The organism is Paracidovorax oryzae ATCC 19882, from assembly GCF_000687165.1.
In the GTDB taxonomy this organism is placed as follows: Bacteria; Pseudomonadota; Gammaproteobacteria; order Burkholderiales; family Burkholderiaceae_C; genus Paracidovorax; species Paracidovorax oryzae.
In genome coordinates this window covers 1-26,416 of sequence record NZ_JMKU01000041.1, presented here as the reverse complement: position 1 = coordinate 26,416, position 26,416 = coordinate 1, and the positions used below count along the sequence as shown (strand labels likewise).

The 26,416-nt window shown below is 66.7% G+C and carries 28 protein-coding genes; 24 read left to right on the top strand and 4 right to left on the bottom strand.

Annotated features, from left to right (window positions below):
• The 4 genes from T336_RS0121350 to T336_RS0121335 form a co-directional block, all read left to right on the top strand.
• Positions 1–1,089: flagellin (locus tag T336_RS0121350; protein WP_026434041.1), on the top strand; the 1,089-nt coding region annotated here is incomplete at its 5' end.
• A 209-nt stretch (positions 1,090–1,298) separates the two neighbouring features.
• Positions 1,299–2,735, top strand: a complete 1,437-nt coding sequence (fliD, locus tag T336_RS0121345) for a flagellar filament capping protein FliD (RefSeq protein ID WP_026434040.1) — start codon at positions 1,299–1,301, stop codon at positions 2,733–2,735.
• A 66-nt stretch (positions 2,736–2,801) separates the two neighbouring features.
• Positions 2,802–3,248: a flagellar export chaperone FliS gene (fliS, locus tag T336_RS0121340; RefSeq protein ID WP_019701719.1), complete on the top strand. Its 447-nt coding sequence runs from the start codon at positions 2,802–2,804 to the stop codon at positions 3,246–3,248.
• A gap of 3 nt (positions 3,249–3,251) precedes the next feature.
• Positions 3,252–3,551, top strand: a complete 300-nt coding sequence (locus T336_RS0121335; RefSeq protein ID WP_013596647.1) for a flagellar protein FliT — start codon at positions 3,252–3,254, stop codon at positions 3,549–3,551.
• A 187-nt stretch (positions 3,552–3,738) separates the two neighbouring features.
• Here T336_RS0121335 and fliE read toward each other — a convergent pair whose 3' ends face one another.
• A complete protein-coding gene (gene fliE / locus T336_RS0121330) occupies positions 3,739–4,056 on the bottom strand; it encodes a flagellar hook-basal body complex protein FliE (protein ID WP_019701718.1) in 318 nt (105 codons plus the stop codon).
• A gap of 177 nt (positions 4,057–4,233) precedes the next feature.
• Between fliE and fliF the strand changes: the two genes are divergently transcribed.
• The 13 genes from fliF (at position 4,234) to fliR (ending at position 15,572) form a co-directional block, all read left to right on the top strand.
• Entirely contained in the window at positions 4,234–5,940 is a 1,707-nt protein-coding gene (gene fliF, locus T336_RS0121325; RefSeq protein WP_026434039.1) for a flagellar basal-body MS-ring/collar protein FliF, read from the top strand.
• Positions 5,941–6,018: 78 nt separating this feature from the next.
• Positions 6,019–7,014: a flagellar motor switch protein FliG gene (gene fliG, locus T336_RS0121320; protein ID WP_013596644.1), complete on the top strand. Its 996-nt coding sequence runs from the start codon at positions 6,019–6,021 to the stop codon at positions 7,012–7,014.
• Positions 6,998–7,732, top strand: a complete 735-nt coding sequence (locus T336_RS0121315) for a FliH/SctL family protein (RefSeq protein WP_019701716.1) — start codon at positions 6,998–7,000, stop codon at positions 7,730–7,732. The genes fliG and T336_RS0121315 overlap by 17 nt, the downstream gene beginning before the upstream one ends.
• Positions 7,725–9,149 carry a flagellar protein export ATPase FliI gene (gene fliI, locus T336_RS0121310; protein ID WP_026434038.1) on the top strand — a complete coding sequence of 475 codons (1,425 nt, stop codon included), beginning with the start codon at positions 7,725–7,727 and terminating at the stop codon, positions 9,147–9,149. The genes T336_RS0121315 and fliI overlap by 8 nt, the downstream gene beginning before the upstream one ends.
• Before the next feature lie 19 nt (positions 9,150–9,168).
• Complete coding sequence (gene fliJ / locus T336_RS0121305) at positions 9,169–9,651, top strand: flagellar export protein FliJ (protein ID WP_019701714.1); 483 nt, start codon at positions 9,169–9,171, stop codon at positions 9,649–9,651.
• Entirely contained in the window at positions 9,648–11,081 is a 1,434-nt protein-coding gene (locus T336_RS0121300) for a flagellar hook-length control protein FliK (protein ID WP_026434037.1), read from the top strand. The genes fliJ and T336_RS0121300 overlap by 4 nt, the downstream gene beginning before the upstream one ends.
• 206 nt (positions 11,082–11,287) lie before the next feature.
• Positions 11,288–11,875 (top strand): flagellar basal body-associated FliL family protein, encoded by a 588-nt coding sequence (locus T336_RS0121295; protein WP_026434036.1) that lies wholly within the window; start codon positions 11,288–11,290, stop codon positions 11,873–11,875.
• A gap of 18 nt (positions 11,876–11,893) precedes the next feature.
• A complete protein-coding gene (fliM, locus tag T336_RS0121290; protein WP_013596638.1) occupies positions 11,894–12,898 on the top strand; it encodes a flagellar motor switch protein FliM in 1,005 nt (334 codons plus the stop codon).
• The gene (gene fliN, locus T336_RS0121285) at positions 12,888–13,334 is read left to right on the top strand and encodes a flagellar motor switch protein FliN (RefSeq protein ID WP_019701711.1); all 447 of its coding nucleotides are present in this window, start codon (positions 12,888–12,890) and stop codon (positions 13,332–13,334) included. Before fliM ends, fliN begins: the two co-directional genes overlap by 11 nt.
• A gap of 19 nt (positions 13,335–13,353) precedes the next feature.
• Entirely contained in the window at positions 13,354–13,719 is a 366-nt protein-coding gene (locus T336_RS0121280) for a FliO/MopB family protein (protein WP_020424878.1), read from the top strand.
• Positions 13,712–14,503 (top strand): flagellar type III secretion system pore protein FliP, encoded by a 792-nt coding sequence (fliP, locus tag T336_RS0121275; RefSeq protein WP_237711427.1) that lies wholly within the window; start codon positions 13,712–13,714, stop codon positions 14,501–14,503. Before T336_RS0121280 ends, fliP begins: the two co-directional genes overlap by 8 nt.
• A 21-nt stretch (positions 14,504–14,524) precedes the next feature.
• Positions 14,525–14,794 carry a flagellar biosynthesis protein FliQ gene (gene fliQ, locus T336_RS0121270; RefSeq protein ID WP_026434035.1) on the top strand — a complete coding sequence of 90 codons (270 nt, stop codon included), beginning with the start codon at positions 14,525–14,527 and terminating at the stop codon, positions 14,792–14,794.
• 7 nt (positions 14,795–14,801) lie between these two features.
• Entirely contained in the window at positions 14,802–15,572 is a 771-nt protein-coding gene (fliR, locus tag T336_RS0121265; RefSeq protein ID WP_019701707.1) for a flagellar biosynthetic protein FliR, read from the top strand.
• 13 nt (positions 15,573–15,585) lie between these two features.
• Here fliR and T336_RS0121260 read toward each other — a convergent pair whose 3' ends face one another.
• Together T336_RS0121260 and T336_RS0121255 are read right to left on the bottom strand one after the other, a co-directional pair.
• The gene (locus T336_RS0121260) at positions 15,586–16,215 is read right to left on the bottom strand and encodes a response regulator (protein WP_011797393.1); all 630 of its coding nucleotides are present in this window, start codon (positions 16,213–16,215) and stop codon (positions 15,586–15,588) included.
• Entirely contained in the window at positions 16,212–17,315 is a 1,104-nt protein-coding gene (locus T336_RS0121255) for a hybrid sensor histidine kinase/response regulator (RefSeq protein ID WP_035226820.1), read from the bottom strand. The genes T336_RS0121260 and T336_RS0121255 overlap by 4 nt, the downstream gene beginning before the upstream one ends.
• 191 nt (positions 17,316–17,506) lie before the next feature.
• Here T336_RS0121255 and T336_RS0121250 point away from each other — a divergent pair, with 191 nt between their 5' ends.
• The 7 genes from T336_RS0121250 (at position 17,507) to T336_RS0121220 (ending at position 24,020) form a co-directional block, all read left to right on the top strand.
• Complete coding sequence (locus T336_RS0121250) at positions 17,507–17,953, top strand: hypothetical protein (RefSeq protein WP_011797391.1); 447 nt, start codon at positions 17,507–17,509, stop codon at positions 17,951–17,953.
• 49 nt (positions 17,954–18,002) lie between these two features.
• The gene (locus tag T336_RS0121245) at positions 18,003–18,365 is read left to right on the top strand and encodes a response regulator (RefSeq protein ID WP_011797390.1); all 363 of its coding nucleotides are present in this window, start codon (positions 18,003–18,005) and stop codon (positions 18,363–18,365) included.
• 36 nt (positions 18,366–18,401) lie between these two features.
• Entirely contained in the window at positions 18,402–20,579 is a 2,178-nt protein-coding gene (locus tag T336_RS0121240) for a chemotaxis protein CheW (RefSeq protein WP_026434033.1), read from the top strand.
• Between the two features lie 33 nt (positions 20,580–20,612).
• A complete protein-coding gene (locus tag T336_RS0121235; RefSeq protein WP_013596630.1) occupies positions 20,613–21,113 on the top strand; it encodes a chemotaxis protein CheW in 501 nt (166 codons plus the stop codon).
• 114 nt (positions 21,114–21,227) lie between these two features.
• Positions 21,228–22,112, top strand: coding sequence for a CheR family methyltransferase (locus T336_RS0121230; RefSeq protein ID WP_013596629.1), 885 nt, complete (start codon positions 21,228–21,230; stop codon positions 22,110–22,112).
• A 26-nt stretch (positions 22,113–22,138) separates the two neighbouring features.
• The gene (gene cheD / locus T336_RS0121225) at positions 22,139–22,900 is read left to right on the top strand and encodes a chemoreceptor glutamine deamidase CheD (RefSeq protein WP_019701704.1); all 762 of its coding nucleotides are present in this window, start codon (positions 22,139–22,141) and stop codon (positions 22,898–22,900) included.
• Positions 22,901–22,919: 19 nt separating this feature from the next.
• A complete protein-coding gene (locus T336_RS0121220; RefSeq protein ID WP_019701703.1) occupies positions 22,920–24,020 on the top strand; it encodes a protein-glutamate methylesterase/protein-glutamine glutaminase in 1,101 nt (366 codons plus the stop codon).
• Between the two features lie 51 nt (positions 24,021–24,071).
• Here the strand turns inward: T336_RS0121220 and T336_RS0121215 are convergent, their stop codons facing one another.
• Positions 24,072–25,961 (bottom strand): ATP-binding cassette domain-containing protein, encoded by a 1,890-nt coding sequence (locus tag T336_RS0121215; RefSeq protein ID WP_026434031.1) that lies wholly within the window; start codon positions 25,959–25,961, stop codon positions 24,072–24,074.
• Between the last annotated feature and the right edge of the window lie 455 nt (positions 25,962–26,416).

The following is a 26,416-nucleotide window of genomic DNA, read 5'->3' as shown; positions in this document are numbered from 1 at the left end:
GAATTCAACGGCCAGAAGCTGCTGGACGGCTCCTTCGGCTCGGCCACCTTCCAGGTCGGCGCCAACGCCAACCAGACCATCACGGCCACCACGGGCAATTTCCGTACCATCAACTATGGCGCCCAGCTGACGGCCTCGGCCTCCGGCGCGGCTACCTCCGGCGCGTCGGCCGGCTCGGCAGGCGCCGCCGCCGGCACGGTGGTGATCGCCGGCCTGCAGACCAAGACCGTCAACGTCGCCGCCTCCGGCACGGCCGCCGACATCGCCTCCGCCGTCAACGCCGTGGCCGATTCCACCGGCGTGACGGCCTCGGCCCGCAACGTCTCGGAACTGAAGTTCTCCGGCACCGGCTCCTTCACCCTGGCTGTCAAGGGCGACAACTCCACCGCGGCCAACGTGACGTTCAACGTCTCGGCCACCAGCACGGCCGCCGGCCTGGCCGAAGCCGTGAAGGCCTTCAACGACGTGTCCTCGCAGACCGGCGTCACCGCCAAGCTCAACAGCGATTCCTCCGGCCTGATCCTGACCAACGAATCGGGCAATGACATCAATGTCGCCAACGGCGCCAGCAGCGCCGCGGGCATCACGCTGGCTTCGCAGGATGCCGCGACGACGCAGTCTTCGGGCACGCTGACGTTCACCACCGCCACGGCGGCGGGCACCGGTGCCACCGTGGCCTCGCGCGGCACGGTGGAATACAAGTCCGACAAGGGCTACACCGTGAGCGGCACGGGCGGCACCATGACGACCACCGCGGCCACCAGCTCCACGCTGACCAAGGTGAGCGACATCGACGTGTCCACCGTGGACGGATCGACCAAGGCCCTGAAGATCATCGACGCCGCACTCTCGGCCGTCAATGGCCAGCGAGCGAGCTTCGGTGCACTCCAGTCCCGGTTCGAGACGACGGTGAACAACCTGCAGAGCACGTCCGAGAACATGTCCGCCTCGCGCAGCCGCATCCAGGACGCGGACTTCGCGGCCGAAACCGCCAACCTGTCGCGCTCGCAGATCCTGCAGCAGGCCGGCACGGCGATGGTGGCCCAGGCCAACCAGCTGCCCCAGGGCGTGCTGTCCCTGCTGCGTTGATGTCGCAGGGCTGAAGGCGGGGCCAGGCGGCCCCGCTGCATTCGGGCGGCAGCGATTTCGGTCGCTGCCGCTTTGCCGCTGGTGGCGTGAGCGGGCTGCAAGCGGTGGATTAGGTAGGTTATCCTGTGCTTATCGGCGCGATGCGGTGTCACCGGGACGGGATAATTTCCGTCGATACAACGCACGCATCGACTGAACGGAGGTGATATATGCCGAGCTTTTCTTCGTTGGGCATCGGCCTGGGTGGGAACGTCAATGTCAATGACCTCATCAAGGCTGCCGTGGATGCCGTCAAGCTTCCCATCACCCGGACCAACGGCCTGAACCAGCAGGCGGCCGTGACCAATGCGAAGGTATCTGCCTTCGGCCAGCTCAAGTCGCTGGTGTCCACGTTGTCGGATGCCGCCGGCAAGCTGACCAGCGTCACCGGATGGAACGGCGTGGCTGCCACGTCGTCCAGCACCGATTTTGTGACCGTGTCGGCGGTGGGGGGGGCGGCGGCAACGTCGTTCAACGTGCAGGTGCAGAACCTGGCCAAGGCCCAGTCGTCCATTTCCGATGCGTTGACGCCCGCCAAGAGCCCGGTGGGCGCCGGCACGCTCACGCTCACCACGGGCACCTGGAGCGGCAGCCCCAAGAGCTTTGCCGCGGGCCAGGACCCGGCGGTCAACATCGACGTCAGCGCGACCGATACGCTCGAGGATGTGGCCAGCAAGATCAACGGCTCCAAGGCCGGTGTCTCCGCGACGGTGCTGACCGATGCCTCGGGGCAGCGCCTGATGTTGCGCAGCAAGACCACCGGAGAAAGCGCGGGCTACCAACTCGGCGTGACCGATGCGGACGGCAGCAACAGCGACTCCTCCGGCCTGTCCCGCGTGCTCTCCGGTTCGACCGAGTATGCGCAGAATGCCAATGCCACGGTCAATGGCGTGGCCGTGACGTCGGGCACCAACGTCTTTGCGAACGCGGTGGCGGGCGTGACGTTCACGGCGGTCAAGCCCACCACGACAGACGTGTCCATCACGGTCTCCAAGGACAACTCCGCCGTCAAGGCCAACGTCCAGGCTTTCATCACGGCCTACAACGCCGTCAACAGCGCGTTGAACGACGCCACGAAGTACGACAAGGACACGAAGACGGCCGGGCTGCTGCAGGGCGATTCGAGTGCGGTGACGCTGCAGAACACCTTGAGGATGACGTTGCAGTCGATCAACCAGTCCGGTGCATTCCGCGCGTTGTCCGATGTGGGGGTGGTCTCCGCCGGGGGGGCTGGCAACCTGTCGCCCGACGGCAGCCTGACCCTGGACTCCACCAAGTTCGACAAGGCCATGCAGAGCCCCGATGACGTGAAGGCCTTCTTCCGCGGCGCCGACGGCGGCAGCGTCACGGACGGCTTTGCCGGCAAGTTCCAGGCCGTCACCTCCAAGCTGCTGGGTTCCGATGGCTTCTTCGCCAGCAAGGATCAGTCGTACAAGGATGTGCTCAAGCGCAATGCCGCCGACATCGAGCGGGTCACCGATCGTGCCAGCGAGGTGGAGAAGAACCTCACTGCACGCTACACGGCGCTCGACACCAAGATGTCCAACATCAACCAGCTCAACAGCTACATCCAGCAGCAGGTGGTCGCCTGGAATAAAAGGCTCTGAATAAGGGGCTTCAGTTTTGTGGCGGAACGCCGATAAATTGAATAACAAATTCCGAGGAGCGCCGCCATGTTCACCGCCTACCAGTCCCGTGCCAACGCCTACCAGCGCATCAATGTTGAAACGAGCATGCACACCATTGACCAGCACCAGCTGGTCAGCCTCTTGTACGCTGGGGTGTTGAATTCCATCGCCACGGCGCGTGGTGCCCTGGCGCGAGGCGACGTGGCGACCAAGTGCGCAGCCATCTCCAAGGCGGTGCGCATTCTGGAGGAGGGGTTGAGCACGGCCCTCGATCGCGATGAGGGCGGTGTGCTGGCGAGCAACCTGGAAGCGGTGTACGACTACAGCCTGCGCCGCCTGATCCAGGCGAATGCCAAGAACGACGATGCAATGCTGGAAGAAGTCGCGCGCCTGATCGAGCCGATAGCCCAGGGGTGGAACGAGATCAAGAAGGTGGCCGTGGCTACGGCGGCTGCCAACGACGTGGCCCACCCCGTGGTGGCGGAGGCCTGACATATGAACGACATGCTGATTGACTACTACAAGGCCATCGAAGACAGCAGCGCGCGGATGCTGGAAGCCGCCAAGCTCAAGGACTGGGACGAGGTCGTGCGCTGCGAAGGCGCCTGTGCCGTCCTGATCGAGCAGCTGCGCTTCAAGTCCCAGGACCAGCAACTGCTGCCGGAGCACCGCCGCGAGAAGACGCGCATCATGCAGCGCATCCTGCGCAACGATGCCGAGATCCGCTGCCTGGCCGAACCCTGGCTCGCGCAGTTCGAACACCTGTTCGAGCGCCAGCCGATGATCATGCACTGACCTCCAGTGTGCCCGCCATGCCGCGGGCCACGCGTGTCGCCTTCCTGCGGCGCCGGATGCACAAATGCCTCGCTCCTGTACAGGGAGCGGGGCGTTTTGCTTCAGGGGAGCGTTGTAACGACGAAAAGGCCCCTTGACAGGGGCCCCGTTGACCGGCAAACAGCGCCCGGTGGCGCCGTACCAGAGGTCAGACCTGCATGTTCATGATGTCCGTGTAGGCCTGCACCATCCGGTTGCGCACGTGAAGGGTCGCCTGGAACCCCACCTGGGCCTTCTGGATGGCGATCATGGTTTCTTCCAGGCTCACGGCCGGGTTTTCCATCTGCACTTCCTGCTGCAGACCGGTGGCCCGGTTCTGGGCGGCGCTGACGGACTGGAGTGCGCCCTTGAGCGCCGTGGAGAAGCCGACTTCCTGGCCGGCTGCGGCTTCCGGCGCGGCCGTGGCACGGCGCGCCAGGCCGGCGCCCGTCAGGGGAGCGGTGGAGCTGGAGATGCGGAGGTCCATGGCGGGCGGGGGAAAGGGTTGCGGGGGATGGTGCAATCCTAGGGCCCGGCGCGCGGCGCATCCTGGGGAATAGCTGGGAAAACGGGCGCCTTATCCGGCTGCCGGGTGGGAGGCCGGCAGCCAATAATCGCGGCACGCCAGATCCCGTGTGCCGTGGCGGTCCCCTTGGAAAGCACCATGTCCGCAGTCGCCGAAATCCCCGTCGCTCCCCCCGCCAGCTCCAGCGCGCCGTCCGTGCTCCAGCGTTTCTCCGCGCTGGACCGCTCCAAGCGCCTGCGCTTCGGCGCGGGCATCGCGCTGCTGGTGGCCGCGGTGGTTGCCGCGGTGGTGCTCAACCGCCAGCCGGATTACAAGGTGCTGTTCTCCAACCTGAGCGACAAGGACGGCGGTGCCATCGTGGCCCAGCTGTCCACCATGAACGTTCCCTACAAGTACTCGGAGGGAGGCGGCGCCATCCTGGTGCCGGCCGAACGCGTGCACGACGTGCGCCTGCGCCTCGCCACCCAGGGCCTGCCCAAGGGGTCGGTGACCGGGTTCGAACTCATGGAAACCAACCGCTTCGGCGTGACGCAGTTCCAGGAGCGGCTGAACTTCCAGCGCGGTCTCGAGGGCGAACTGACGCGCTCCATCCAGGCGCTGTCGTCCGTGCAGAGCGCCCGCGTCCACCTGGCGCTTCCCAACCAGAACGGTTTTTTCCGCGAGCAGCAGAAGCCTTCCGCTTCCGTGCTGCTGAGCCTCTATCCTGGCCGCTTCCTCGACCGCACCCAGCTGGCCGGCATCGTGCACCTGGTGGCTTCCAGCGTCCCCGAGATGTCGCCTTCCGCCGTCAGCGTGCTCGACGATACCGGCAAACTGCTCTCGCAGTCGCCCGACACGGCCGCCGGCAGCAGCGGCGCCATAGACGCCCAGCAACTGTCCTACGTGCAGCAGATCGAGCAGCAGTACACCCGCCGCATCCTGGACATCCTGGAGCCGGTGGTCGGCAAGAACAACGTCAAGGCCCAGGTGACGGCCGAGGTGGATTTCTCGCAATCGGAGCAGACGTCCGAGCAGCACCGTCCCAACCAGACGCCCGACAGCAGCGCCGTGCGCAGCCAGCAGGTGGTGGAAAGCTCCGGCGGCACGCAGGGCAACCAGCCCCCGGCCGGCGTGCCGGGTGCCGCCAGCAACCAGCCGCCCCAGCCGTCCACCGCCCCCATCAACGGCGCCAACCCGGCGCCCACGGCAGGCAATGGCCAGCAGGGCCAGGCTGCCGGGTCCAAGCGTGAATCCATCACCAACTACGAGGTGGACAAGACGGTACGCGTCACCCGGGCCGGCAGCGGCGCGATCAAGCGCGTCAGCGCCGCCGTGGTCGTGAACTACCAGGCCATCGCGGAAGCGGCGGGCAAGGCTCCGCAGGCCAAGGCCTTCACGCCCGAGCAGATCGAGCAGATGACGGCCCTGGTGCGCGAAACCATCGGGTACAACAAGGATCGCGGCGACTCGGTGAACATCATGAACACCCAGTTCCTCGTGGACAACACGCCGGCGGTCGAGCTGCCGCTCTGGAAGCAGCCCGAAATGATCGAGCTGGCCAAGAGCCTGGGCTGGCCGGTGGGCATGTCGCTCTTCGCCGCGCTCATCCTCCTGGGGCTGGTGCGGCCGGCGATCAAGGGCATGAACCAGCCGCCGGCGCCCGCTGCGGCGGTGGCCGCGGGCCGCCAGGTGGATGCGATCGAGGCCGACGAGCCCGAGCGCCCGGCCCTGGCCGCACCCACCAAGCCGGAAGACCTGATCCAGACCCCCGAGCAGATGCGCCTGGAGGAGGCGCGTGTCCTGGCCAAGGAAAATCCCATGGCCGTCGCCAACATTCTCAAGGTGTGGGTAAACGGCGAGTCTTGAAACGCGGCCGCCATCCGTCGATGATGGCGCCGATGAGCACTCCCTCCCACCCCTTTCCCTACCGACCGGTGACTTTCCATGGATGAGCAAGGCCTGAACGACGCGGCGATCCTGCTGATGTCCCTCGGCGAGGAGGAAGCCGCCGAGGTGTTCAAGCACCTGTCTCCCAAGGAGGTGCAGAAGCTCGGCGAGACCATCGCCCGCATGCGCTCCGTCTCCAAGGACAAGGTGGATGGCGTCATCAACCGCTTTTCCAACGACGCCGCCGCGCAGAGCCTGCTCGTGTCCGACACCAGCAACTATGTGCGCGCCGTGCTCAAGCGCGCACTGGGCGACGACAAGGCCGCGCTGCTGATCGACCGGATTCTGCAGGGCGGCGACGTCTCGGGCATCGAGAGCCTGAAGTGGATGGATCCGCTCTCCGTGGCGGAGCTGCTGCGCAACGAGCACCCGCAGATCGTCGCGGCCATCCTGGTGCACCTGGATCCCGAGCAGTCCGCCGCGGTGCTCATGCAACTGTCGGATCGCCAGCGCGGCGAGGTGCTGCTGCGCGTGGCCACGCTGGAGGGTATCCAGCCCACGGCGCTCAAGGACCTCAACGAAGTGCTCTTCAAGGTGCTCGCCGGCGGCGACAAGATCCGCAAGAGCTCCCTGGGCGGCGTCAAGGCGGCCGCGGAAATCATCAACCTGCTGGGCTCCAACATGGACACGGTGGTGCTGGAGTCGATCCGCGGCTACGACCCCGACCTGGCCCAGAAGATCATGGACAAGATGTTCGTCTTCGACGACGTCAACAAGCTCGACGACCGCGCCATCCAGACCGTGCTGCGCGAAGTGGCTTCGGAGACCCTGGTGGTCGCGCTCAAGGGTGCCCAGCCGGAACTGCGCGAGAAATTCCTCTCCAACATGTCCTCGCGCGCCGCGGAAGCCATGCGCGAAGACCTGGAGTCGAGGGGCCCCATGCGGCTTTCGGAGGTCGAGGCGCAGCAGAAGGAAATCCTCAAGACCGTGCGTCGGCTGTCCGACGAAGGCCAGATCGTGATCGGAGGCGGCGGCGATGACGCATTCGTATAGTCCCCGCGGCGCCTACACACGCTTCATCCCGAGCGAGGAAATCGCCGATGTGACGCAATGGCATTTCGGCGCGGTGGATGGCTCCGACCTGGTTGCGCCGGTGGAGGCGGAGCCCGAGGCCGCCGAACTGCCGCCTCCGGGCATCGACGAGGCCACCCACCAGGCTGCGGTCGAGGCCGCGCGCGAGGAAGCCTTCGCGCAGGGCAAGGCCCAGGGCGAGGACGAAACCGCCCTGGCGTGGCAGCAGCGCATGGACGACTACATCGGCGGACAGGGCCGGGAGACGGCCGCGCGGCTGGAGCGGCTGGTGCTTGCGGCCGACGCCGGGCTGACCGACCTGCAGCAGCGCATGGCACAGGAGATCCTGGAACTGGCCTGTGACATCGCCCGCCAGGTCGTGCGGCAGGAGCTGTCCAGCGGGCCGCAGGCCCTGCTGCCCGTGGTACGCGAGGCGCTGGGCATGCTGGTGGCCGAGGGGCGGCCGGCCACGGTGCGCCTCCATCCGGCCGACTGGTCGTTCCTGGAGCAGCCGCTCACCACGGAGTACGCAGGGGCGAAGATCCAGTGGGTGCCGGATGCCTCCGTGGGCGAAGGCGATTGCCTGGTCGAATCCGCAGGCACGGTGGTGGACGGCTCGCTCGACAGGCGCTGGCGCCGCGCCATCGCGGCCCTGGGGCTGTCGTCGGCCTGGAAGATCGAGGAGCCGGGCCATGGCTGACAGCGCCACCGCACCCGGGACGCAAGTGCAGGATTCGCCCTGGGATGCGTTCCTGTCCGGTGCGCGCGAGCGGCTGGCCGAGGGTACGGCGCTCGAAACCCGCGGAACCCTGACGCGCCTGACCGGGCTCGTCCTGGAGGCTGCGGGCATCCGTGTCCCCGTGGGATCCCAATGCCTGGTGCAGATGCCCGGCCATGAGGCGGTGCTGGCGGAGGTCGTCGGCTTCTCGGGCGACCGGGCCTTCCTCATGCCTGCGGGCGACATCCACGGCCTGTCCAGCGGCGCGAGCGTGGTACCGGCCGCGCCCTATGTTCCCGTGCCCCGCCTGGGCGATTCCACGCGCCCATCGACGGCCGCGGGCATCCTGCGCCTGCCCATGGGCGACGGCCTGCTGGGCCGCGTCGTGGACTCGCAGGGCTTGCCGCTCGACCATGGCGGGCCGGTGCAGGATGTTTCCTCCGAGCCCATGGACCGGCGCCAGATCAACGCCATGGACCGCGACCCCGTGCGCGAGATGCTGGACACCGGCGTGCGGGCGATCAATGCACTGCTCTCGGTGGGCCGCGGGCAGCGCCTGGGGCTTTTCGCCGGGTCCGGCGTGGGCAAGAGCGTGCTGCTCGGCATGATGGCCCGCTATACGCAGGCCGATGTCATCGTCGTGGGGCTCATCGGCGAGCGGGGGCGCGAGGTCAAGGAGTTCGTCGAGGACATCCTGGGCGAGCAGGACCGCGAGCGCGCCGTGGTGGTCGCCGCGCCGGCCGATGCGCCCCCGCTGCTGCGCATGCAGGGCGCTGCCTACGCTACGGCCATCGCCGAGCACTTCCGGGACAAGGGCAAGCACGTGCTGCTGCTCATGGATTCGCTCACCCGCTATGCCATGGCCCAGCGCGAGATCGCGCTCGCCATCGGCGAGCCGCCGGCCACCAAGGGCTATCCGCCGAGCTGCTTCGCCAAGCTGCCGGCGCTGGTCGAGCGCAGCGGCAACGGACTGCACGGCGTGGGCTCCATCACTGCCTTCTATACCGTCCTGTCCGAGGGGGACGACCAGCAGGACCCCATCGCCGACTCGGCCCGGGCCATCCTCGACGGCCACATCGTGCTGTCCCGCGCACTGGCGGAGACCGGGCATTTCCCGGCGATCGACATCGAGCAGTCCGCGTCGCGGGTCATGCACAACGTGGCTTCGCGCGAGCATTTCGACCTCGCGCGCCGGTTCCGTGCCGTGTACTCGCGCTACCAGAAGAGCCGCGACCTGATCCAGGTCGGCGCCTACATCAGCGGCTCCGACCCGGCGCTGGACGAGGCAATCCGCCTGCAGCCGGCAATGGCTGCATTCCTGCAGCAGGACATGTTCGAGGCCGCGCCCATGCAGGACAGCCTGCATGCCATGGCGGCCGTACTGGGCCCGCAGGCCTGACCGAAGGAGCGGCAACGCCATGGCCTCCCTCAACGCATTCCTGGTCGCCGTCGAGATGGCGGAGCGCCAGCGCGACGCGGCGCGCCAGGCCCTGCAGGATCTCCAGCGCGCCCGGATCGCCTCCGAGGCGCAGCTGCAGCAACTGCAGGGGTACGCGCACGAGACGGAAGGGCGCTGGGGCATGCGCGCCGACGCCACGGTCAAGCCGGAAGTCATGTACCACCACTACCAGTTCATGGACCGCCTCGGGCATGCCATGGGCGTGCAGAGCAGCGTGATCGGCGAGCAGGAAGGCCGCGTGCGTGCCGCGGGCCAGGCCCTGCTGCAGGCCGAACTGCGCGTCGCGGCGCTGCGCAAGGTCGTGGAGCGCCGGCGCCACGACATCGCCCAGGCCGAAGCGCGGCGGGATCAAAAACAGACGGACGAGCGCGCCGCGCTGCGGTTCGGCAAGGCCCCGGGTGCGGGGCAGGGCCCTGGCGGGCCAGAGGAGCAGACGACATGAGCAACGACATCCAGAACCGCACGGCCCGTGCGCCGTCTTCGGCCCACGCAGCGCACGAGTCCAGGGGCGCCCGGGGCGCAGGCAAGACAGGCAATGCGACGGCCGCGGATGCCGGCACCGATGCCACCAGCGGGCAGGGCGGTTTTTCGATGCTGCTGGCATCGCTCGGGGCCGGGCTGGACGGTACCGATGCCGGAGCCGGTGCGCTGCCGGGTGCTGACACCGGCCTGGGCGCCGCCCTGGCCGGTGGCGCGCTGGCTGGCGACGCACTCCCATCCGGTGGCACGACGGGCAATGCCGCAGGCGCACCGGGCCTGCCCGGCATGGATCCGCTGGCCATGGCGCTGCAAGGCATGGTGCCGGGCGGCACGGCCGGGGCCTGGCCTGCCACGGCGGGCACCCTGGGCGGCGGGGCGGGAGGCTCCCTGGCGCAGGGGCTCCGCCCTGCGGGGCTGATGGACGCGAGCAGCCTGGTGGGGCAGACGGCGCTCATCGATGGCGCTGCCGATGTTTCCGGGTCCGCCGCCAATGCGGCCGGAAAGGCCTTCGCTGCGTCCCGGGGCGGGATGGCGCGGTCCGGGCACGCCGCCATGGGCGGCGCGGCCAGTCCTGCACTCGATTCGGCGGGTGCGGGTGGCGGCCTGGTCGTCCCGGTCCTGGGAGGCAAGGACGGCGATCTTCCCGGCGCGCACGCCCTGGCGCAGGCCGTGGCTTCCGCGTCCTCCGCATCGGCGGGGGCTGCGGCGCAATCGGACCGCCGCGACGCGGGCACCGCCAGCGGACTGCAGGCTGCCGCACGTGGCGGCGAATCCTCCATGGCGACCGCCTCCGCCGTCGGCGGCGCCCTGCAGGACCTGGCCCGGCAGGCAGGCGGGCGGGCGGATGCGGCACCGGCCTCTCCCGGCATGGAACGGACCGCGGTGCCGGCATCTCCGGATGGAGCGCAGGCTCCAGGTTCCTTTGTCGCGGGTGCGGCCGGGGACGGGGCGGCCGGCGTGGCGGATCCCTCGCAGGTTCCCATGGAAGACCAGATCGCCGAACAGGTGGCCTACTGGGTGCACCAGAAGACCCAGAATGCAGAACTCACGATCGACCGGGACGGCCAGCCGGTCGAGGTGTCCGTGTCGCTCACGGGCAACGAAGCCCATGTCGCATTCCGCAGCGACCAGTCCCAGACCCGGGACATGCTGGACACCAGCGTTGCCCAGCTGCGTGAACTGCTGCGCGGAGAAGGCCTGGAACTCGCGGGCGTGTCCATCGGACAGTCCGGCGCGGGTGCGGGGGGCGATGCCTCGGGGCGTCCTTCCGGGCGCGGCGAGGGCGGCGCGCGCATCGGCCGCGTGCAGGCTGCCGGAGGGGGCACGCAAGGGGGGGCAGACAACCCCCGGCCCGCATCCCGTCCGGACCGTGCCCTGGACGTCTTCGCCTGAGCGCGGGCGGGAGTCCGGGGAGGGCTTGCGCAACCACTGGAAAGAGGGCCTTTCCGCCGCTATTCTGGCTATTATCCGCCGCGCCGGTACCCAATAATGGCCCCTAGCGGAAGGTCTGCGCTCGATGGAGTGCGGGAAAGCCTTCCAGGGCACCCGGCCCCGGCCAGTCCCTCCCCCACCGAATCCGTTGCGCAAGGAAACCCAACGTGTCTGCCAACCCTCCTGCCGCAGCTGCCGCCAAGCCGAAAAGCAAGAAGCTGGTCCTCATCATCGCCATCGTCGCGGTGCTGGTGCTGGCCGGCGGTGGCGCAGCCTGGTTCCTCCTCTCCAAGCGCAGCCATGGCGACGAGGACGAGGAGGGCGGCGGCGGCCATGCCAAGGCCGCGCAGGCCGAGCACAAGGAAAAGGTGCCGCCCACCTTCCTGCCGATCGAGAACATGGTGGTGAACCTGGCCGACACCGGCGGCGAGCGGTTCGCCCAGATCGGCATCACGCTGGAGCTGGCGGATGCCAAGACGTCCGACCAGGTCAAGCAGTACCTGCCCAGCATCCGCAGCGCGATCCTGATGCTGGTGTCGCAGCGCACCTCCCAGGAACTCCTCAGCCGCGACGGCAAGGAAAAGCTGGCCGTGGACATCCGCCGCGAGGTGTCCAAACCCCTGGGCTACACCGTGCCCAAGCCGCGCAAGCGGCCCGCCAGCGACGAGGAAGACGACGGCGAAGAGGCACCGCGCCCGAAGGCCGACAACAATCCCGTGCGACAGGTGCTTTTCTCCAGTTTCATCATCCAGTGAGCCGGCAGGAGATTTCCCATGAGCGAGTCATTCCTTTCCCAGGAAGAAGTCGACGCCCTGCTGGAAGGCGTCACGGGTGAAAGCCAGAAGTCCGTCGAAGAGGCCGCGGACACCGGCGCCATCCGCAACTACGACATCTCCAGCCAGGAGCGCATCGTCCGTGGTCGCATGCCGACCATGGAAATCGTCAACGAACGGTTTGCCCGCAACTTCCGCATCGGCCTGTTCAACTTCATCCGTCGCAGCCCGGAAATCTCGGTCGGCACGGTGTCCGTGCAGCGCTACAGCGCCTTCCTGCGCGAACTGGCGGTGCCCACGAACTTCAACATCGTGGCCATCCGCCCCCTGCGCGGCAGCGGCCTGATCGTCTGCGAGCCCTCGCTGGTGTTCGGCATCATCGACACGCTGTATGGCGGCGTCGGAAAATTCCAGACGCGGATCGAGGGGCGCGACTTCTCCCCCACGGAGCAGCGCGTCATCAACCGGCTGGTCGATGTGATCTGCGCCGAATACAAGAAGGCCTGGCACGGCATCTACCCGCTGGAGCTGGAGTACCAGCGTTCCGAGATGCAGCCGCAGTTCGCGAACATCGCCACCCCGAGCGAGATCGTGGTGTCCACCGCCTTCCAGCTCGAGATCGGCGACCTGTCGGGTGCCATCCACATCTGCATGCCCTACGCGACGCTGGAGCCGATCCGCGACGTGCTCTATTCCTCGACGCAGGGCGATTCGATCGAAGTCGATCGCCGCTGGGTGCGCGTGCTGACCCGCGAGATCCAGGCGGCCGAGGTCACCCTCGTGGCCGAACTGGCCCGCGCGGATGCCACCGTCGAGCAGTTGCTGGCCATGAAGCCCGGCGACTTCATCGAACTCGACCGCGAGCCGCGCATCCAGGCGTCGATCGGGGGCGTGCCCATCTTCGAGTGCCAGTACGGCACGCACAATTCCAAGTACGCCATCCGCATCGAGGAGTGCCTGCGCAACCCCGATGTGAACTGGCTGGGAGAAAAGAATGTCAACTGAAGGCGACAACAACGACAACGACGGCAAGAGCGCGGCGGACGATCCGTTCGCCGGCTGGGCCGAAGCGCTGGAGGAGCAGAAGAGCTCCGACGAGTCGCCGCCCACGGACCAGGGTGGCCCCCTCGCGGGCGACCCCGTGCGCCCCTTCTCCTCGAGCAACGAGGCGCCGGTCAACGACATCAACATGGTGCTGGACATCCCCGTCCAGCTGTCGGTGGAGCTGGGCCGTACCAAGGTGCCCATCAAGTACATCCTGCAGCTGGCTCAAGGGTCCGTCGTCGAGCTCGATGCCCTGGCCGGCGAGCCCATGGACGTGCTGGTCAACGGCTACCTGATCGCCCAGGGCGAGGTCGTGGTGGTCAACGACAAGTTCGGCATCCGGCTGACCGACGTGGTCACGCCTTCGGAGCGGCTGCGCCGCGTGAGCCGTGGATAACGCCGCGTCGGGCGCCGGCATGGCGCAGACCCTGGTCATCGTCGTCCTGTTCATCGCCGTGGTGGCGCTGCTGCCCTGGCTCATCCGGCGCCTGCAGCAACGCCAGGCCGGCGCTGCGGGTTCCGGCATGGGCGCGGCGGCCAAGGTGCTTTCCGCCGTGCCGGTCGGGCCCCAGCAGCGGGTGGTGACGGTGGAGGTCGGCCCGGAACACCAGCGCGTCTGGCTGGTGCTGGGCGTCACGGCACAGCAGGTCCAGTGCCTGCACGTGATCCATCCCTCGGCCGCGGTGCCTTCGCCCCTGGCCCACGTGCCATCGCCCACGTCCTTCGCTGGCGAGATGGCATCGGCTACCCGGCGCCAGGATGCGCCCGCTGCGCATGGCTGAGGCAATGGGCTCCGGCGCGAACCGGCCGCGGCATGGCGGCCTGGCCGTGGCGGGTGCGCTCGCCTGCGCGGCGCTGGTCCCTGCCTCCGCCTGGGCGCAGGCCGCCGGCGGCGGCAGCCTGCCGGTCCTCATCGGCTCCGGCGCGGGCGGGGCCAGCTATTCGGTGCCCATCCAGACCCTGCTGTTCTTCACGGCACTGTCCTTCCTGCCGGCCCTGCTGCTCATGATGACCGGCTTCACCCGCATCGTCATCGTGCTGTCGCTGATCCGCCAGGCGATCGGCACGCAGTCCGCGCCGCCGAACCAGGTCATCATCGGCCTGTCGCTGTTCCTGACGTTCTTCGTCATGGGCCCCACGTTCGACCGCGTCTATGCGGACGCCTACCTGCCCTACAGCAACAACACGATCACCTTCGAGCAGGCCGTCGAGCGCGCGGAGGCGCCCATGCGTTCCTTCATGCTCAAGCAGACCCGCCAGTCGGATTTCGCCCTGTTCGCCCGGCTCGCGAAGCTGCCGTCCGGGGCCACGGCGGAGACCGCGCCCATGCGCGTGCTCGTGCCTGCCTTCGTCACCAGCGAGCTCAAGTCGGCCTTCCAGATCGGGTTCATGATCTTCATCCCGTTCCTGGTCATCGACATGGTGGTTTCCAGCATCCTCATGTCACTGGGCATGATGATGCTGTCCCCGGTGCTGGTGGCGTTGCCGTTCAAGCTGATGCTGTTCGTGCTGGCGGACGGATGGAACCTGCTGCTAGGCTCCCTGGCCGCCAGCTTCGTGACCTGACGCCAACGAGAAGGAATTCCCATGACCTCCCAAATGGTCCTGACGATGGGGCGCGACGCGCTCACGCTGCTGCTCATGGTGTCCATGCCGGTGCTCGGCGCGGTCATGGTGATCGGGCTGCTCGTCAGCATCTTCCAGGCCGTCACCCAGATCCAGGAGGCCACGCTCGCCTTCGTGCCCAAGCTCATCGCCGCCATGGTCGTGTTCGCGATCGCGGGGCCGTGGATGATCACCTCCCTCGTGGACTACATCCGGCGCACCATCGAATCCATCCCGTCCGTCGTCACCTGAGCGCGGCGTGATCACCTTCTCCGAGGCGCAGATCATGGCCTGGCTCTCGCCGGTGCTGTGGCCGTTCCTGCGGGTGCTGGCCGTCTTCATGGTCGCACCGGTGTTCTCGATGCGCAGCATTCCCGTCCGGGCCAAGATCGGCCTGGCGTTCCTGGTGGCCGTGTGCGCGCAGGCGGTGCTGCCCGACCAGCCCGTCATCAGCGTCAACGGCCGCGGAGCGCTCGGCGCGGTCGCCCAGCAGGTGGCGGTCGGCATGTCGGTCGGCTTCGCGGTGCGGCTGGTCTTCTCCGCGGTCGAGCTGGCGGGCGAGGTCGTCGGCCTGCAGATGGGGCTCAATTTCGCGTCCTTCTTCGATCCCTCCACCAGCGGGCAGGTCAGTGCGGTAGGTCGCTTCTTCGGCCACATGGCCATGCTGCTCTTCGTGGTCATCAATGGCCATCTCATGGTGCTCATGGCCGTGGTGAAAAGCTTCGACAGCTTTCCCGTGGATGGCAATTTCCTGCAGTCGATCGGCCAGATGCGCCTGCACGAGCTCGGCGCTTCGCTGTTCTCCAGCGCACTCTGGATCGCCCTGCCCATGATCGCGCTGCTGACATTCGTCAACCTGGCCCTGGGCGTCATCTCCCGTGTGGCGCCGCAGATGAACATCTACGCGGTGGGGTTTCCGGTGACCCTGACCGTCGGGCTGCTGGGCATCGCCGCCACGCTGCCCATGCTCGAGCAGCCGGTGCTCACCCTCATGCAGCAATCCATCGACCTCTTCGCATCTCAGCGGTGACCGGCCGGCAGCCTCACACCAGCTGGTTGCGGATGGCGTATACCGTCAGTTCGGCGTTGTTGCTGAGCTTGAGCTTTTCCAGCACGCGCGAGCGGTACACGCTCACGGTCTTCGGGCTCAGCATGAGCTCTTCCGCAATATCGGACAAGCGCTTGCCGGACGCGATCTTCACCAGCGTCTGGAGTTCGCGTTCGGACAGGGCCTCGTGGGGCAGCTCGGGCGCGGGCTGCGCCAGGCTGTCCGCGAGCATCTGCGCCACCTCCGGCGTCAGGTACTTGCGGCCCTTCATCACGGTGCGGACGGCCTCGATCAGCTCCATGGGATCGCCCGCCTTGTTGGCATAGCCCTGGGCCCCGGCCCGCAGGCAGCGCAGGGCGTACTGGTCCTCGGGATACATCGACACCACGAGCACCTTGATGGCCGAGTCCGTTTCCTTCAGGCTGCTCAGAACCTCCAGCCCGCTGCGGCCCGGCATGTTCAGGTCCAGCAGCAGCACGTCGCAGGGCGCCTTGCGCAGGATCTCGCGCAATTCCGAATAGCCGCCTGCCTCTCCGGTCACCTGGATGTCCGGCGCCTCGGTGAGCGTGTCACGGATGCCGCGCCGCAGCACGGCATGGTCGTCGCACAGCACGACATGGATCATGGCATTTCTCCCGGGTCTGCTACGTCCTGGCCGGCCTGTGGCTCCAGCGGGATCGACACGATGACCGAGGTGCCGCGCCCTGGCTGGCTGCTGATGTCCAGCCACCCTCCGACCGTTCTCGCCCGCTCCTGCAGGCCCTTGAGCCCGAAGGACTTCGGTTTGTTGCGCGTGGCGGGCTCCATGCCGCAGCCATCGTCCGTCACCTCCAGCGTCAGCACGCGCTCGCTGTCCGAGAGATCGATGGTGACCTGCCGGGCCTGGGCGTACTTCGACACATTGGTCAACGCCTCCTGCGCCGTGCGGTAGGCCACCAGCTGCACGTCGCCGGGCACCTCGATCGTATCCCGGCTGGAATGCAGCCGGGTGGGAATGCCGGTGCGGCGCTCGAAGCTCTCGGCCAGCCACTGCACCGCGGCCACCAGCCCCTGGTCGAGGATGGGCGGGCGCAGATTCATCATGATGCGCTGGCTCGCCTCGATGGCATGCTGCAGCATCTCGGTGGCGCTGCCGGCGTGGTCCCGCACGGCCTCTTCCGTGGAATGCCGGGCGATCCAGCCCACGTCGAATCGCACTGCCGTCAGGGAGCCTCCGATGTCGTCGTGGATCTCGCGGGCGATCGCCGCACGCTCCCGCTCGATGGAGATCTGCAAGTGCTCGGTCAGCTCCGCCAGCCGCCTTTCCGACGCCGCAAGGTCGCGTACCGCCTGCTCCCGCGCCCTGCGCGCTTCATGCACTTCGATGGCGCGGCCGATCACGTGCGGCAGCCGGGCCATGTCGTCCTTCAGGAGGTAGTCCGCCATTCCCAGGCGCATCGCATCCACGGCTGCGGCCTCGCCGATGGCGCCTGACAGCAGCACGAAGGGCGGGGCGTCGCTGCGTTCGCTCACCCAGCGCCACGCATCCAGCGCCGTGAAACCGGGGAGACGGTAGTCGGCGAGGACCAGATCGAATCGCTCCGCATCCAGCCAGGCCATGAACGACTCCATCGTGTCTGCGTGGCGGATTTCATACATCCCGTTGGCGCGGCGCAACGTAATACATGCCAAAGCATGGTCCGCAGGGGAATCTTCGAGATGCAGGATGCGCAGGGGTTTAACCATTACTCCTGAGACCATATGAACGCTATCATAGGATACATATTGGAACAAACGACGCACCATGGCGCGCCGTCTGTGCCCTGCGGGAGCGCTTCGCCGACCGGGCGGTGCGTCGTTGCCGGTGGTGTGGCCACCAGCGTGTTTGCCGGAATGGATTTAGCGTGCCTTGAGCCGCCTGCTGCCATGGAGAAACCATGCAATCTACGCTAACAGGCCCCGATGAGCCAGGAGTCCAGCTCCCCGTCATGGTGGCTGCGGAACTTCAGGATTCCCTGCTCGTCGTCATGCGCGACCTGCACCGCCTCGAAGGCCTGCTCAGCCATGCGACCGACAATCTGCTGGCCCGCTTCGGCGAAGCCAACCAGGCCCTGTCGGACGAGTTGATCAAGGGCTCCCCGGAGTTGCTCGCGCTGCGCACCGCCTTGAGGAGCGCCGTCACCGAACTGCAATTCCAGGACATGGCCTCGCAGCTGATCTGGCACACCACCAAGGTGCTTCAGGGCTGCGCGTTCAGGCTTGCCTCCGAAGCCATGGGCTCCGAAGAGGGCGAGGAGGCCGCACCGTTCGCCGAGATGGCACCAGACCGTCCCAATCCGGTCACCCAAAGCGAGATGGACGCCGGTTCCATTGATCTCTTCTGACCTTGCCCCGTCTGGTTACCTTATATATTCAAGTGAGTTGGAGCCTTAAATGCAATCGATCCTCGCCGTTGATGATTCGCCCTCCATGCGCAAGATGGTGTCCTTCACTTTGACGGGTGCCGGCTACCACGTGGTGGAGGCCGTTGACGGCCAGGATGCCTTGGAGAAAGCGGAAACCCATGACATCCAGCTGGTCCTCGCCGACCAGAACATGCCCCGCCTGGATGGCATCGGCCTCACGCGCAAGCTGCGCGAGCATCCGCGATTCAAGACCATCCCCATCCTGATCCTCACCACCGAGTCCAGCGACCAGATGAAGCAGGCCGGCCGCAATGCCGGCGCCACGGGCTGGCTGGTGAAACCCTTCGATCCCAACCGCCTGATCGAGGTCATCCAGAAAGTGATCCGCTGAGCCTCGGCGTCATACACAAGCACAAGGGAGCCATTCATGGCCGAAAATTACCAAGAAGGCGCCGGCGGCGATTTCGACCTCAGCCAGTTCTATCAGATCTTTTTCGAGGAAGCTGGAGAGAACCTGGACCAGATGGAGCACATGCTGCTGGACCTGGACCTGAGCGCAGCCAACGACGAAGAGCTCAACGGCATCTTCCGCTGCGCGCACTCCATCAAGGGGGGTGCCGCGACGTTCGGCTTCTCCGATGTCGCCGAACTCACCCACCAGATGGAGTCCTTGCTGGACCGGCTGCGCAGGCACGAGCTCCAGCCCATCCCGCAGATGGTGGATGTCCTGCTCGAGTCCGCGGACGCGTCCCGCAGCCTGCTGGCCCGCCACCAGGCGGGCGGCCAGGGCGAGGCCGTGTCCACCGGCGACCTCGTGCGCCGCATCAGCGAACTCGCCGCAGGCGTCGTGCCTGCTGCGGGTCCCGCCACGCCGCCGCCCCCGGCTCCTGCGCCCGCCCCGGCTCCCGTGCAGGCCGCGCCGGCACCGGCGCCCGTGCCTGCTCCCTCTTCGATGCCCGCACCCTCCGGCCCCGGCGTGGCCCGTTCGCTGGAAATCCGCATCGGCCCTGTGGAGCGCAACGAGCAAGCGGACGCCATCAAGGACCTGTTCCGCGACATCGTCGGCCTGGGCACCATCCGCGACCTGCCTTCCGACCAGCCAGGCGTGCGCGTTTTCGGCGTGGAAACCACCTCCACGGACGACGACCTGCTCGACCTGTTCGCATTCCATGTCTCGAAGGAGCAGGTGCGCATCACAGTTGCCGGTGCTGCCGAGCCCGAGCCTGCTGAAGAGGCCCCCGGCGTGGCGGCCGCTCCGCCCGCCCCCGGCGGCGCGCTGGAGGTCTCCTACGGTTTCTTCCCGGGCGCCCCCGGCATGCCCGGCGAGCGTCCGGACGCCGCAGGCGCCTCCGCCGGCGGTGCCGCCGATAGCTCGGTTTCGAGGCCGGCAGCTGCCGGCGGACGCGCCGCGGAGACCAAGGCAGCCAGCCAGGCGCAGATGGAGTCCACCACCATCCGGGTGGCCGTGAACAAGGTGGACCAACTGATCAACCTGGTGGGTGAACTCGTCATCACCCAGGCCATGCTGGCGCAGAACAGCCGGGGCCTCGATGGCGCGGTCTACCAGCAACTGCTCGCGGGCCTGGCAGACCTCGACCGCAACACCCGGGATCTGCAGGAATCGGTGATGTCCATCCGCATGATTCCGATGTCCATCGTGTTCAGCCGTTTCCCGCGCATGCTGCGCGACCTGGCCAACAAGCTGGGCAAGAAGGTCGATCTCGTCACCCTGGGCGAAGCGACCGAGCTCGACAAGAGCCTCGTCGAGAAGATCACCGACCCACTGACCCACCTGGTGCGCAACAGCTGCGACCACGGCATCGAAATGCCGGCGGACCGCCTCGCTGCCGGCAAGTCCGAGCACGGCACCATCACGCTGTCCGCTTCGCACCAGGGCGGCTCCATCGTCATCGAAGTGCGTGACGACGGTCGCGGCCTGTCGCGCGAGAAGATCCTGCGCAAGGCTCGCGAGCGCGGGCTGGACGTTTCCGACCAGATGAGCGATGCGGACGTCTGGGGGCTCATCTTCGCGCCCGGCTTCTCCACTGCCGACGAGGTCACCGACGTGTCCGGCCGCGGCGTGGGCATGGACGTGGTCAAGAAGAACATCGCCGCGCTCAACGGTTCCGTCGAGATCGATTCCGCCGAAGGCTACGGCATGCGCGTCTCGGTCCGGCTGCCGCTCACCCTGGCCATCATGGACGGCATGTCGGTCGGCGTCGGCGAAGAGGTCTACATCCTGCCGCTGTCGTCCGTCGTGGAGTCCTTCCAGGTCAACCCCGACGACGTCAACACGGTGGCCCAGGGCTCGCAACTGGTCAAGGTGCGCGACGAGTACATGCCCGTCATCGCCCTGGAGAAAACCTTCCAGGTGCCACGCATCGACCAGAGCAAGTCCAGCAACATCATGGTGGTCGTCGAAGCGGACGGCAGCCGCGTTGCATTGCTGGTGGACGAGCTGCTGGGGCAGCACCAGGTCGTGGTGAAGAACCTGGAGACCAATTACCGGAAGGTGCCCAACGTGTCGGGCGCCACCATTCTGGGCGACGGCACTGTGGCACTGATCCTCGACACCGGGGCCCTGGTCCGCCGTGTCCGCCATTGATACGCCGCTGGGCAGACTGAAGGAGAGCCACTCATGGCGACTGTGATGGAAAAAACGAACGAAGCGGCTGGCGCTTCCGTGGGAGGCGCCCGCGAATACCTGACGTTCCGCCTCGACCAGGAGGAGTACGGCATCGACATCCTCAAGGTCCAGGAAATCCGGGGCTACGAGCCGCCTACCCGCATCGCGAACGCGCCCGAATTCATCAAGGGCGTCACGAACCTGCGCGGCACCATCGTGCCCATCGTGGACATGCGGCTCAAGTTCGACTGCTCCAAGGCCGAATACAACAGTTTCACGGTGGTCATCATCCTGAACCTGCGCAACCGGGTCGTGGGGATCGTGGTCGATTCCGTGAGCGACGTCATGGAGCTCACGTCCGACCAGATCCGGCTGGCACCGGAAATCGAAAGCTCCATCGACAGCAACTGCATCGTGGGCCTCGGCTCCGTGGGCGAGCGCATGCTCATCCTTCTCGACATCGAGAAGCTCATGTCCAATCCGGACATGGGCCTCATATCCACGCACGATTGATCTGCCGGAAGGGCGAGGCAGACAGGCCCTTCCTGAGCCAACGCGGAACAAGAGCGGCGTTTCGCCGGTGCACCGGCCGGTTGCCAGAGATGCGGAACTGAAACGAATCCAACAATGCGCCAGACCTCTTCTTCTTCCGTCCCCCCGCGCGACACGGAGTCCAGCGCCGCCCCGTCCTCGGGCCCCCTGGCCCAGGGGCGGGAGTTCGTCTGGACCAATGCGGATTTCTCCCGCGTGCAGGCGCTCATCTACCAGCGCGCAGGCATCAGCCTGCACGACGGCAAGCACGCCATGGTCTACAGCCGCCTGTCCCGGCGGCTGAGGGAAACGGGGCATACCAGCTTCCACGAATACCTGAGCTGGCTGGAAAACCACGACGGGCCGGAGTGGCAGGAGTTCGTCAACGCACTGACGACCAACCTCACCGCATTCTTCCGCGAGCAGCACCACTTCGAGATCCTTTCGGGCCTGCTGCGCAGCCGCCCCTCCGGGCCCTGGAGCGTCTGGTGCAATGCCGCCTCCACGGGGGAAGAGCCCTACTCGATCGTGATGACCGCGATCGAATCCCTGGGGGCCAATGCACCCTTCAAACTCACGGCGAGCGATATCGATTCCCGCGTCCTGGCCACCGCATCCGAGGGCGTGTACCGGCTGGACAGCGTGAAGGGCCTGAGCCCCGAACGGCTCCAGAAGTTCTTCCTGCGGGGCAAGGGCCCGAACGCCGGCCTGGCGCGGGTCAAGCCCGAGCTGCGGCGCGCCATCGAATTCATGAGCGTCAACCTGATCCGCGACGACTGGCCGTTCCGCGAGCCCTTCGACGTGGTCTTCTGCCGCAATGTGATGATCTATTTCGATGCACCCACGCAGCGCAGGGTCCTGGAGAAGATCCACCGTGTGCTGAAGCCGGGAGGCATGCTGTTCGTCGGGCACGCGGAAAACTTCAGCGAATCCCGTGATCTGTTCAATTTGCGCGGCAAGACCGTCTATGAGCGCCGATAAAGGCCGCATTCCGCAAGAAGCCCTCCATGACCCCAAACCGCCCTGGCTCCCTTCCCGCGTCTGGTGCTTCGTCCCCTCCCTCGTCGCTCGACGGGGCTGACCGCCGCCGGGCTCCCCGCATCGCGCCCCTGAGCGCCGATATCTATTCGGCCGCGGCTGCGCCCGCCAAGCAATCGACGCTGCAGGAACTGAAGGCCCGCTCCCGCCGTCCGGGCGAGGCATCCTTCTTCTTCTTCGACCACCACTTCCAGCACAACGCCGTCAAGGTGCTGCCCGGCGAGTACTTCGTGTCGGACGAGAACCTCGTGATCATGACGGTGCTCGGGTCCTGCATCGCCGCCTGCCTCTGGGACAGCCGCAGCCGCGTCGGCGGGATGAACCACTTCATGCTGCCCGACGGCGACTCCAGCGACGTGTCCGGCCGCTATGGGTCCTATGCCATGGAATTGCTCATCAACGAGATGCTGAAGCTGGGCGCGCGCAGGGAAACCATGCAGGCCAAGGTCTTCGGCGGCGGGCAGGTCATGCACAATTTCACCACCATGAACGTGGGAGAGCGGAACACCACCTTCGTGATGAATTACCTGCAGACGGAGCGAATTCCCATCGTTTCCGAGGACGTGCTCGATATCTACCCGCGGAAAGTGGTATTTTTCCCCGTGACGGGCAAGGCCATGGTCAAGCGGCTGGCCCACGCCCATCCGGAGGCCCTGGTCGCGCAGGACGTCAAGGGCAATGCGGCCACCGTGGCCAAGGCCACGGCCGGCGGGTCGGTGGACCTTTTTTGATTGAGAAGGACAAGAGGGAATGAGTAGGAAGATCCGGGTGATCGTGGTGGACGATTCCGCGCTGGTGCGCAGTCTGCTGTCGGAAATCATCAATCGGCAGCACGACATGGAGTGCATCGGGACGGCCAACGATCCGCTCATCGCCCGGGAGATGATCCGCGAGATGAATCCCGACGTGATTACGCTGGATGTGGAAATGCCGCGCATGGACGGCATCGACTTCCTGGGCCGGCTGATGCGCTTGCGCCCCATGCCCGTCGTGATGATCTCCACCCTCACGGAGCGCGGGGCGGAAGTCACCATGAAGGCCCTGGAGCTGGGGGCCGTCGATTTCGTGGCCAAACCGCGCGTGGGACTGTCCAGCGGCCTCAACGAACTCGCGGCGCAGATCGTGGACAAGATCCGCGTGGCCGCGGTTGCCCAGGTGCGCCGCGCCCCTGCGCCGCGCCCTGCCGAGAAGGCCGCCCAGCCCGGTGCTGCCGCGCCCATCTCGCCGGCCGCGACGCTGCTCGGGCGTCTCTCCACCGAAAAACTCATCTGCATCGGCGCATCCACGGGCGGGACGGAAGCCATCCGCGAAGTGCTCGTGCAGATGCCGGCGGACTCCCCCGCCATCGTCATCACGCAGCACATGCCGCCCGGGTTCACGACGAGTTTCGCCGCCCGCCTCAACGGCCTGTGCCAGATCACCGTCAAGGAGGCGGTGAACGGTGAGCGCATCCTGCCCGGCCACGCCTACATCGCGCCAGGCGGCAAGCAGTTCCATGTCGCCCGCAGCGGCGCCAACTACGTGGCCGTGGTGGACGATGGACCTCCGGTGAACCGCCACAAGCCGTCGGTGGAGGTCCTCTTCAAGTCCGCGGCCGCCGTGGTCGGCAAGAATGCGTTCGGCGTCATGCTCACCGGCATGGGCAATGACGGTGCTGCCGCCATGCGCGAAATGAAGGATGCCGGCAGCTACAACTACGTGCAGGATGAGGCCAGCTGCATCGTCTTCGGCATGCCCCGGGAGGCCATCGCGCACGGAGCCGCCGACGAGGTCCTGCCCCTCACCCAGATTGCGCCAGCGCTGATCACCCGCCTGCGCGGGGCAACGGACCGCCTCCACCACCGCATCTGAGGCATCGCTGCGGCAGCAGCGGCGGGATGTATCGGCCGCCGCGGCCTTCCTTTACTGCTCGGACAACTGCGTCCAGCGCTCGAGGGCTGCCATCAGTTCGTCCTCGATCTCTCCTTCCCGCGTGTGCAGCGCTGCGGCCTGCGCGCCGTCGCGGACATACAGGCTGCCATCCGCCAGCTCTGCACGGATGGCGTTCTGTTCAGCCTCGAGGGCCGCAATGCGCTCCGGAAGCAGTTCCAGCTCCCGCTGTTCCTTGTAGCTGAGCTTCTTTTTTACCGGTGCTGTGCGCTTGGGGGATGGGGCGGACGCTTCCTTGTCCACCGGTTCCTGCGCCGCAGGGCGCGCCGGGGCGCCGGCCAGGGCCCGGCTGCGCCGGGACTGCACCAGCCAATCCTGAACGCCTCCTTCGTATTCGCGCCATCGCGCATCGCCCTCATAGGCAATAGTGCTGGTGACGACGTTGTCGAGGAACATCCGGTCGTGGCTGACCAGGAACACCGTACCGTCATAGGACTGGAGCAATTCTTCCAGCAGATCCAGCGTATCGATGTCCAGGTCATTGGTGGGCTCGTCCAGCACGAGGACATTGGCCGGCCGTGCGAAAAGACGTGCCAGCAGCAGGCGGTTGCGTTCCCCCCCGGACAGGGACCTCACGGGAGACTGCGCCCGTGCAGGCGAGAAGAGGAAGTCCGACAGGTAGCTCTTGACGTGCTTGCGCTGCTTCCCGATCTCGATCCACTCGCTGCCCGGGCTGATGAAATCTTCCAGCGTCGCATCGAGATCCAGCGCGTGGCGCATCTGGTCGAAATAGGCGACCTCCAGGTGGGCGCCCCGGCGGATGGTGCCGCTGTCCGGTGCTAGCTCGCCCAGGATCAGCTTCAGCAAGGTCGTCTTGCCGGCGCCGTTGGGGCCGACCAGCCCGACCTTGTCGCCGCGGAGGATCGTGGCGGAAAAGTCCTGCACGATGGCTTTGTCCCCGAACGCCTTGGCCACGTGCGCCAGCTCGGCCACGATCTTTCCCTGGTAGCCGGACGCGGATCCGGACGCGATGTCCATCCTGACGCTTCCCAGCGCGTCCCGGCGCGCCGCGCGGCTCGTCCGCAGGGCTTCCAGCCGGCTGATGCGGCTCTGGCTCCGGGTGCGACGGGCTTCCACGCCCTTGCGTACCCATATCTCTTCCTGGGCCAGCAGCTTGTCGGCCTTGGCGGCGATCACCGCCTCCTGCGCCAACTGCTCGGCCTTCTGCTGCACGTACTGTCCGAAGTTGCCCGGGAAAGACAGCAGGCGACCCCGGTCGAGTTCGACGATCCGGGTGGAAATGCGGTCCAGGAACGCGCGGTCGTGCGTGATCGTGACCACGCTGCCTGGAAATGCCAGCAGCAGCTCTTCCAGCCATTCGATGGAATCCACATCGAGGTGGTTGGTCGGCTCGTCGAGGAGTAATACGTCGGGCCGGGTCACAAGCGCCTGCGCCAGGGCGACCCGCTTTTTCAGGCCACCGGACAGGTCGCCCACGCGGGCTTGGGGGTCCAGGTGCAGCCGCTGCATCGTTTCCTCCACCCTGCGCTCCCAGTTCCAGCCCTCCACGGCCTCGATCTCGGTCTGCAGCGTATCCAGGTCGGCTCCGGTAGCGCTCTCGTAGCGTTGCCGCAGCGTGACCACGTGCGCCAGCCCTGCGGCTGTGGACTCGAACACCGTATGCCCCGCGTCCAGCAGCGGTTCCTGCGCCACATAGGCGATCCGCAGGCCCTGCTGGACATGCATGGCCCCATCATCCGTATGCGCCAGCCCCCCGAGAATCTTGAGCAGGGATGACTTGCCTGCCCCGTTGCGGCCGATCAGCCCCACGCGCTCGCCCGCCTCCAGGGAAAAGTCGGCATGGTCCAGCAGGGCGGTATGCCCGAAGGCCAGTTGTGCGTCTAGGAGGGAGATGAGAGCCATAGATATAGATAGTGGAAGGCGTACCCAGGGAGACGCTGTGCATCTCTGGTTGGTTGGATTTGCAAAAATGCCTGCACGGCGCGAAATTGTTGCTATACTAGCGGGCTTCGCTACTGAGATTGCTGTGATTCCTGAGGGGGTTGCGGTGGAAGCAGGTGGCGAAGGCGGTAGAAGAGAAAAGTTTTGCTGAGAGTTGCGCTGGTGCTAAAAACTGGTGTAGAATTCAAGGCTTCGCTGATCTGAGGTGCTGCAAGAGATTGCGGTGGTTGAGGTTGGTGGGTGGTTGGAAGTCGAAAGATGAATAACCACAAAGTTTGACAGGACTTTAAAAACTCTGTTAGAATTCAAGGCTTCGCTGATTGCAGCGAGTCAAGAAGAAAAGAGAAATCTGATCTTCTGGTTCCTTAAAAATATACAGCCGATAAGCGTGGGCGTTTGATGGCGAGTGCCAAGTT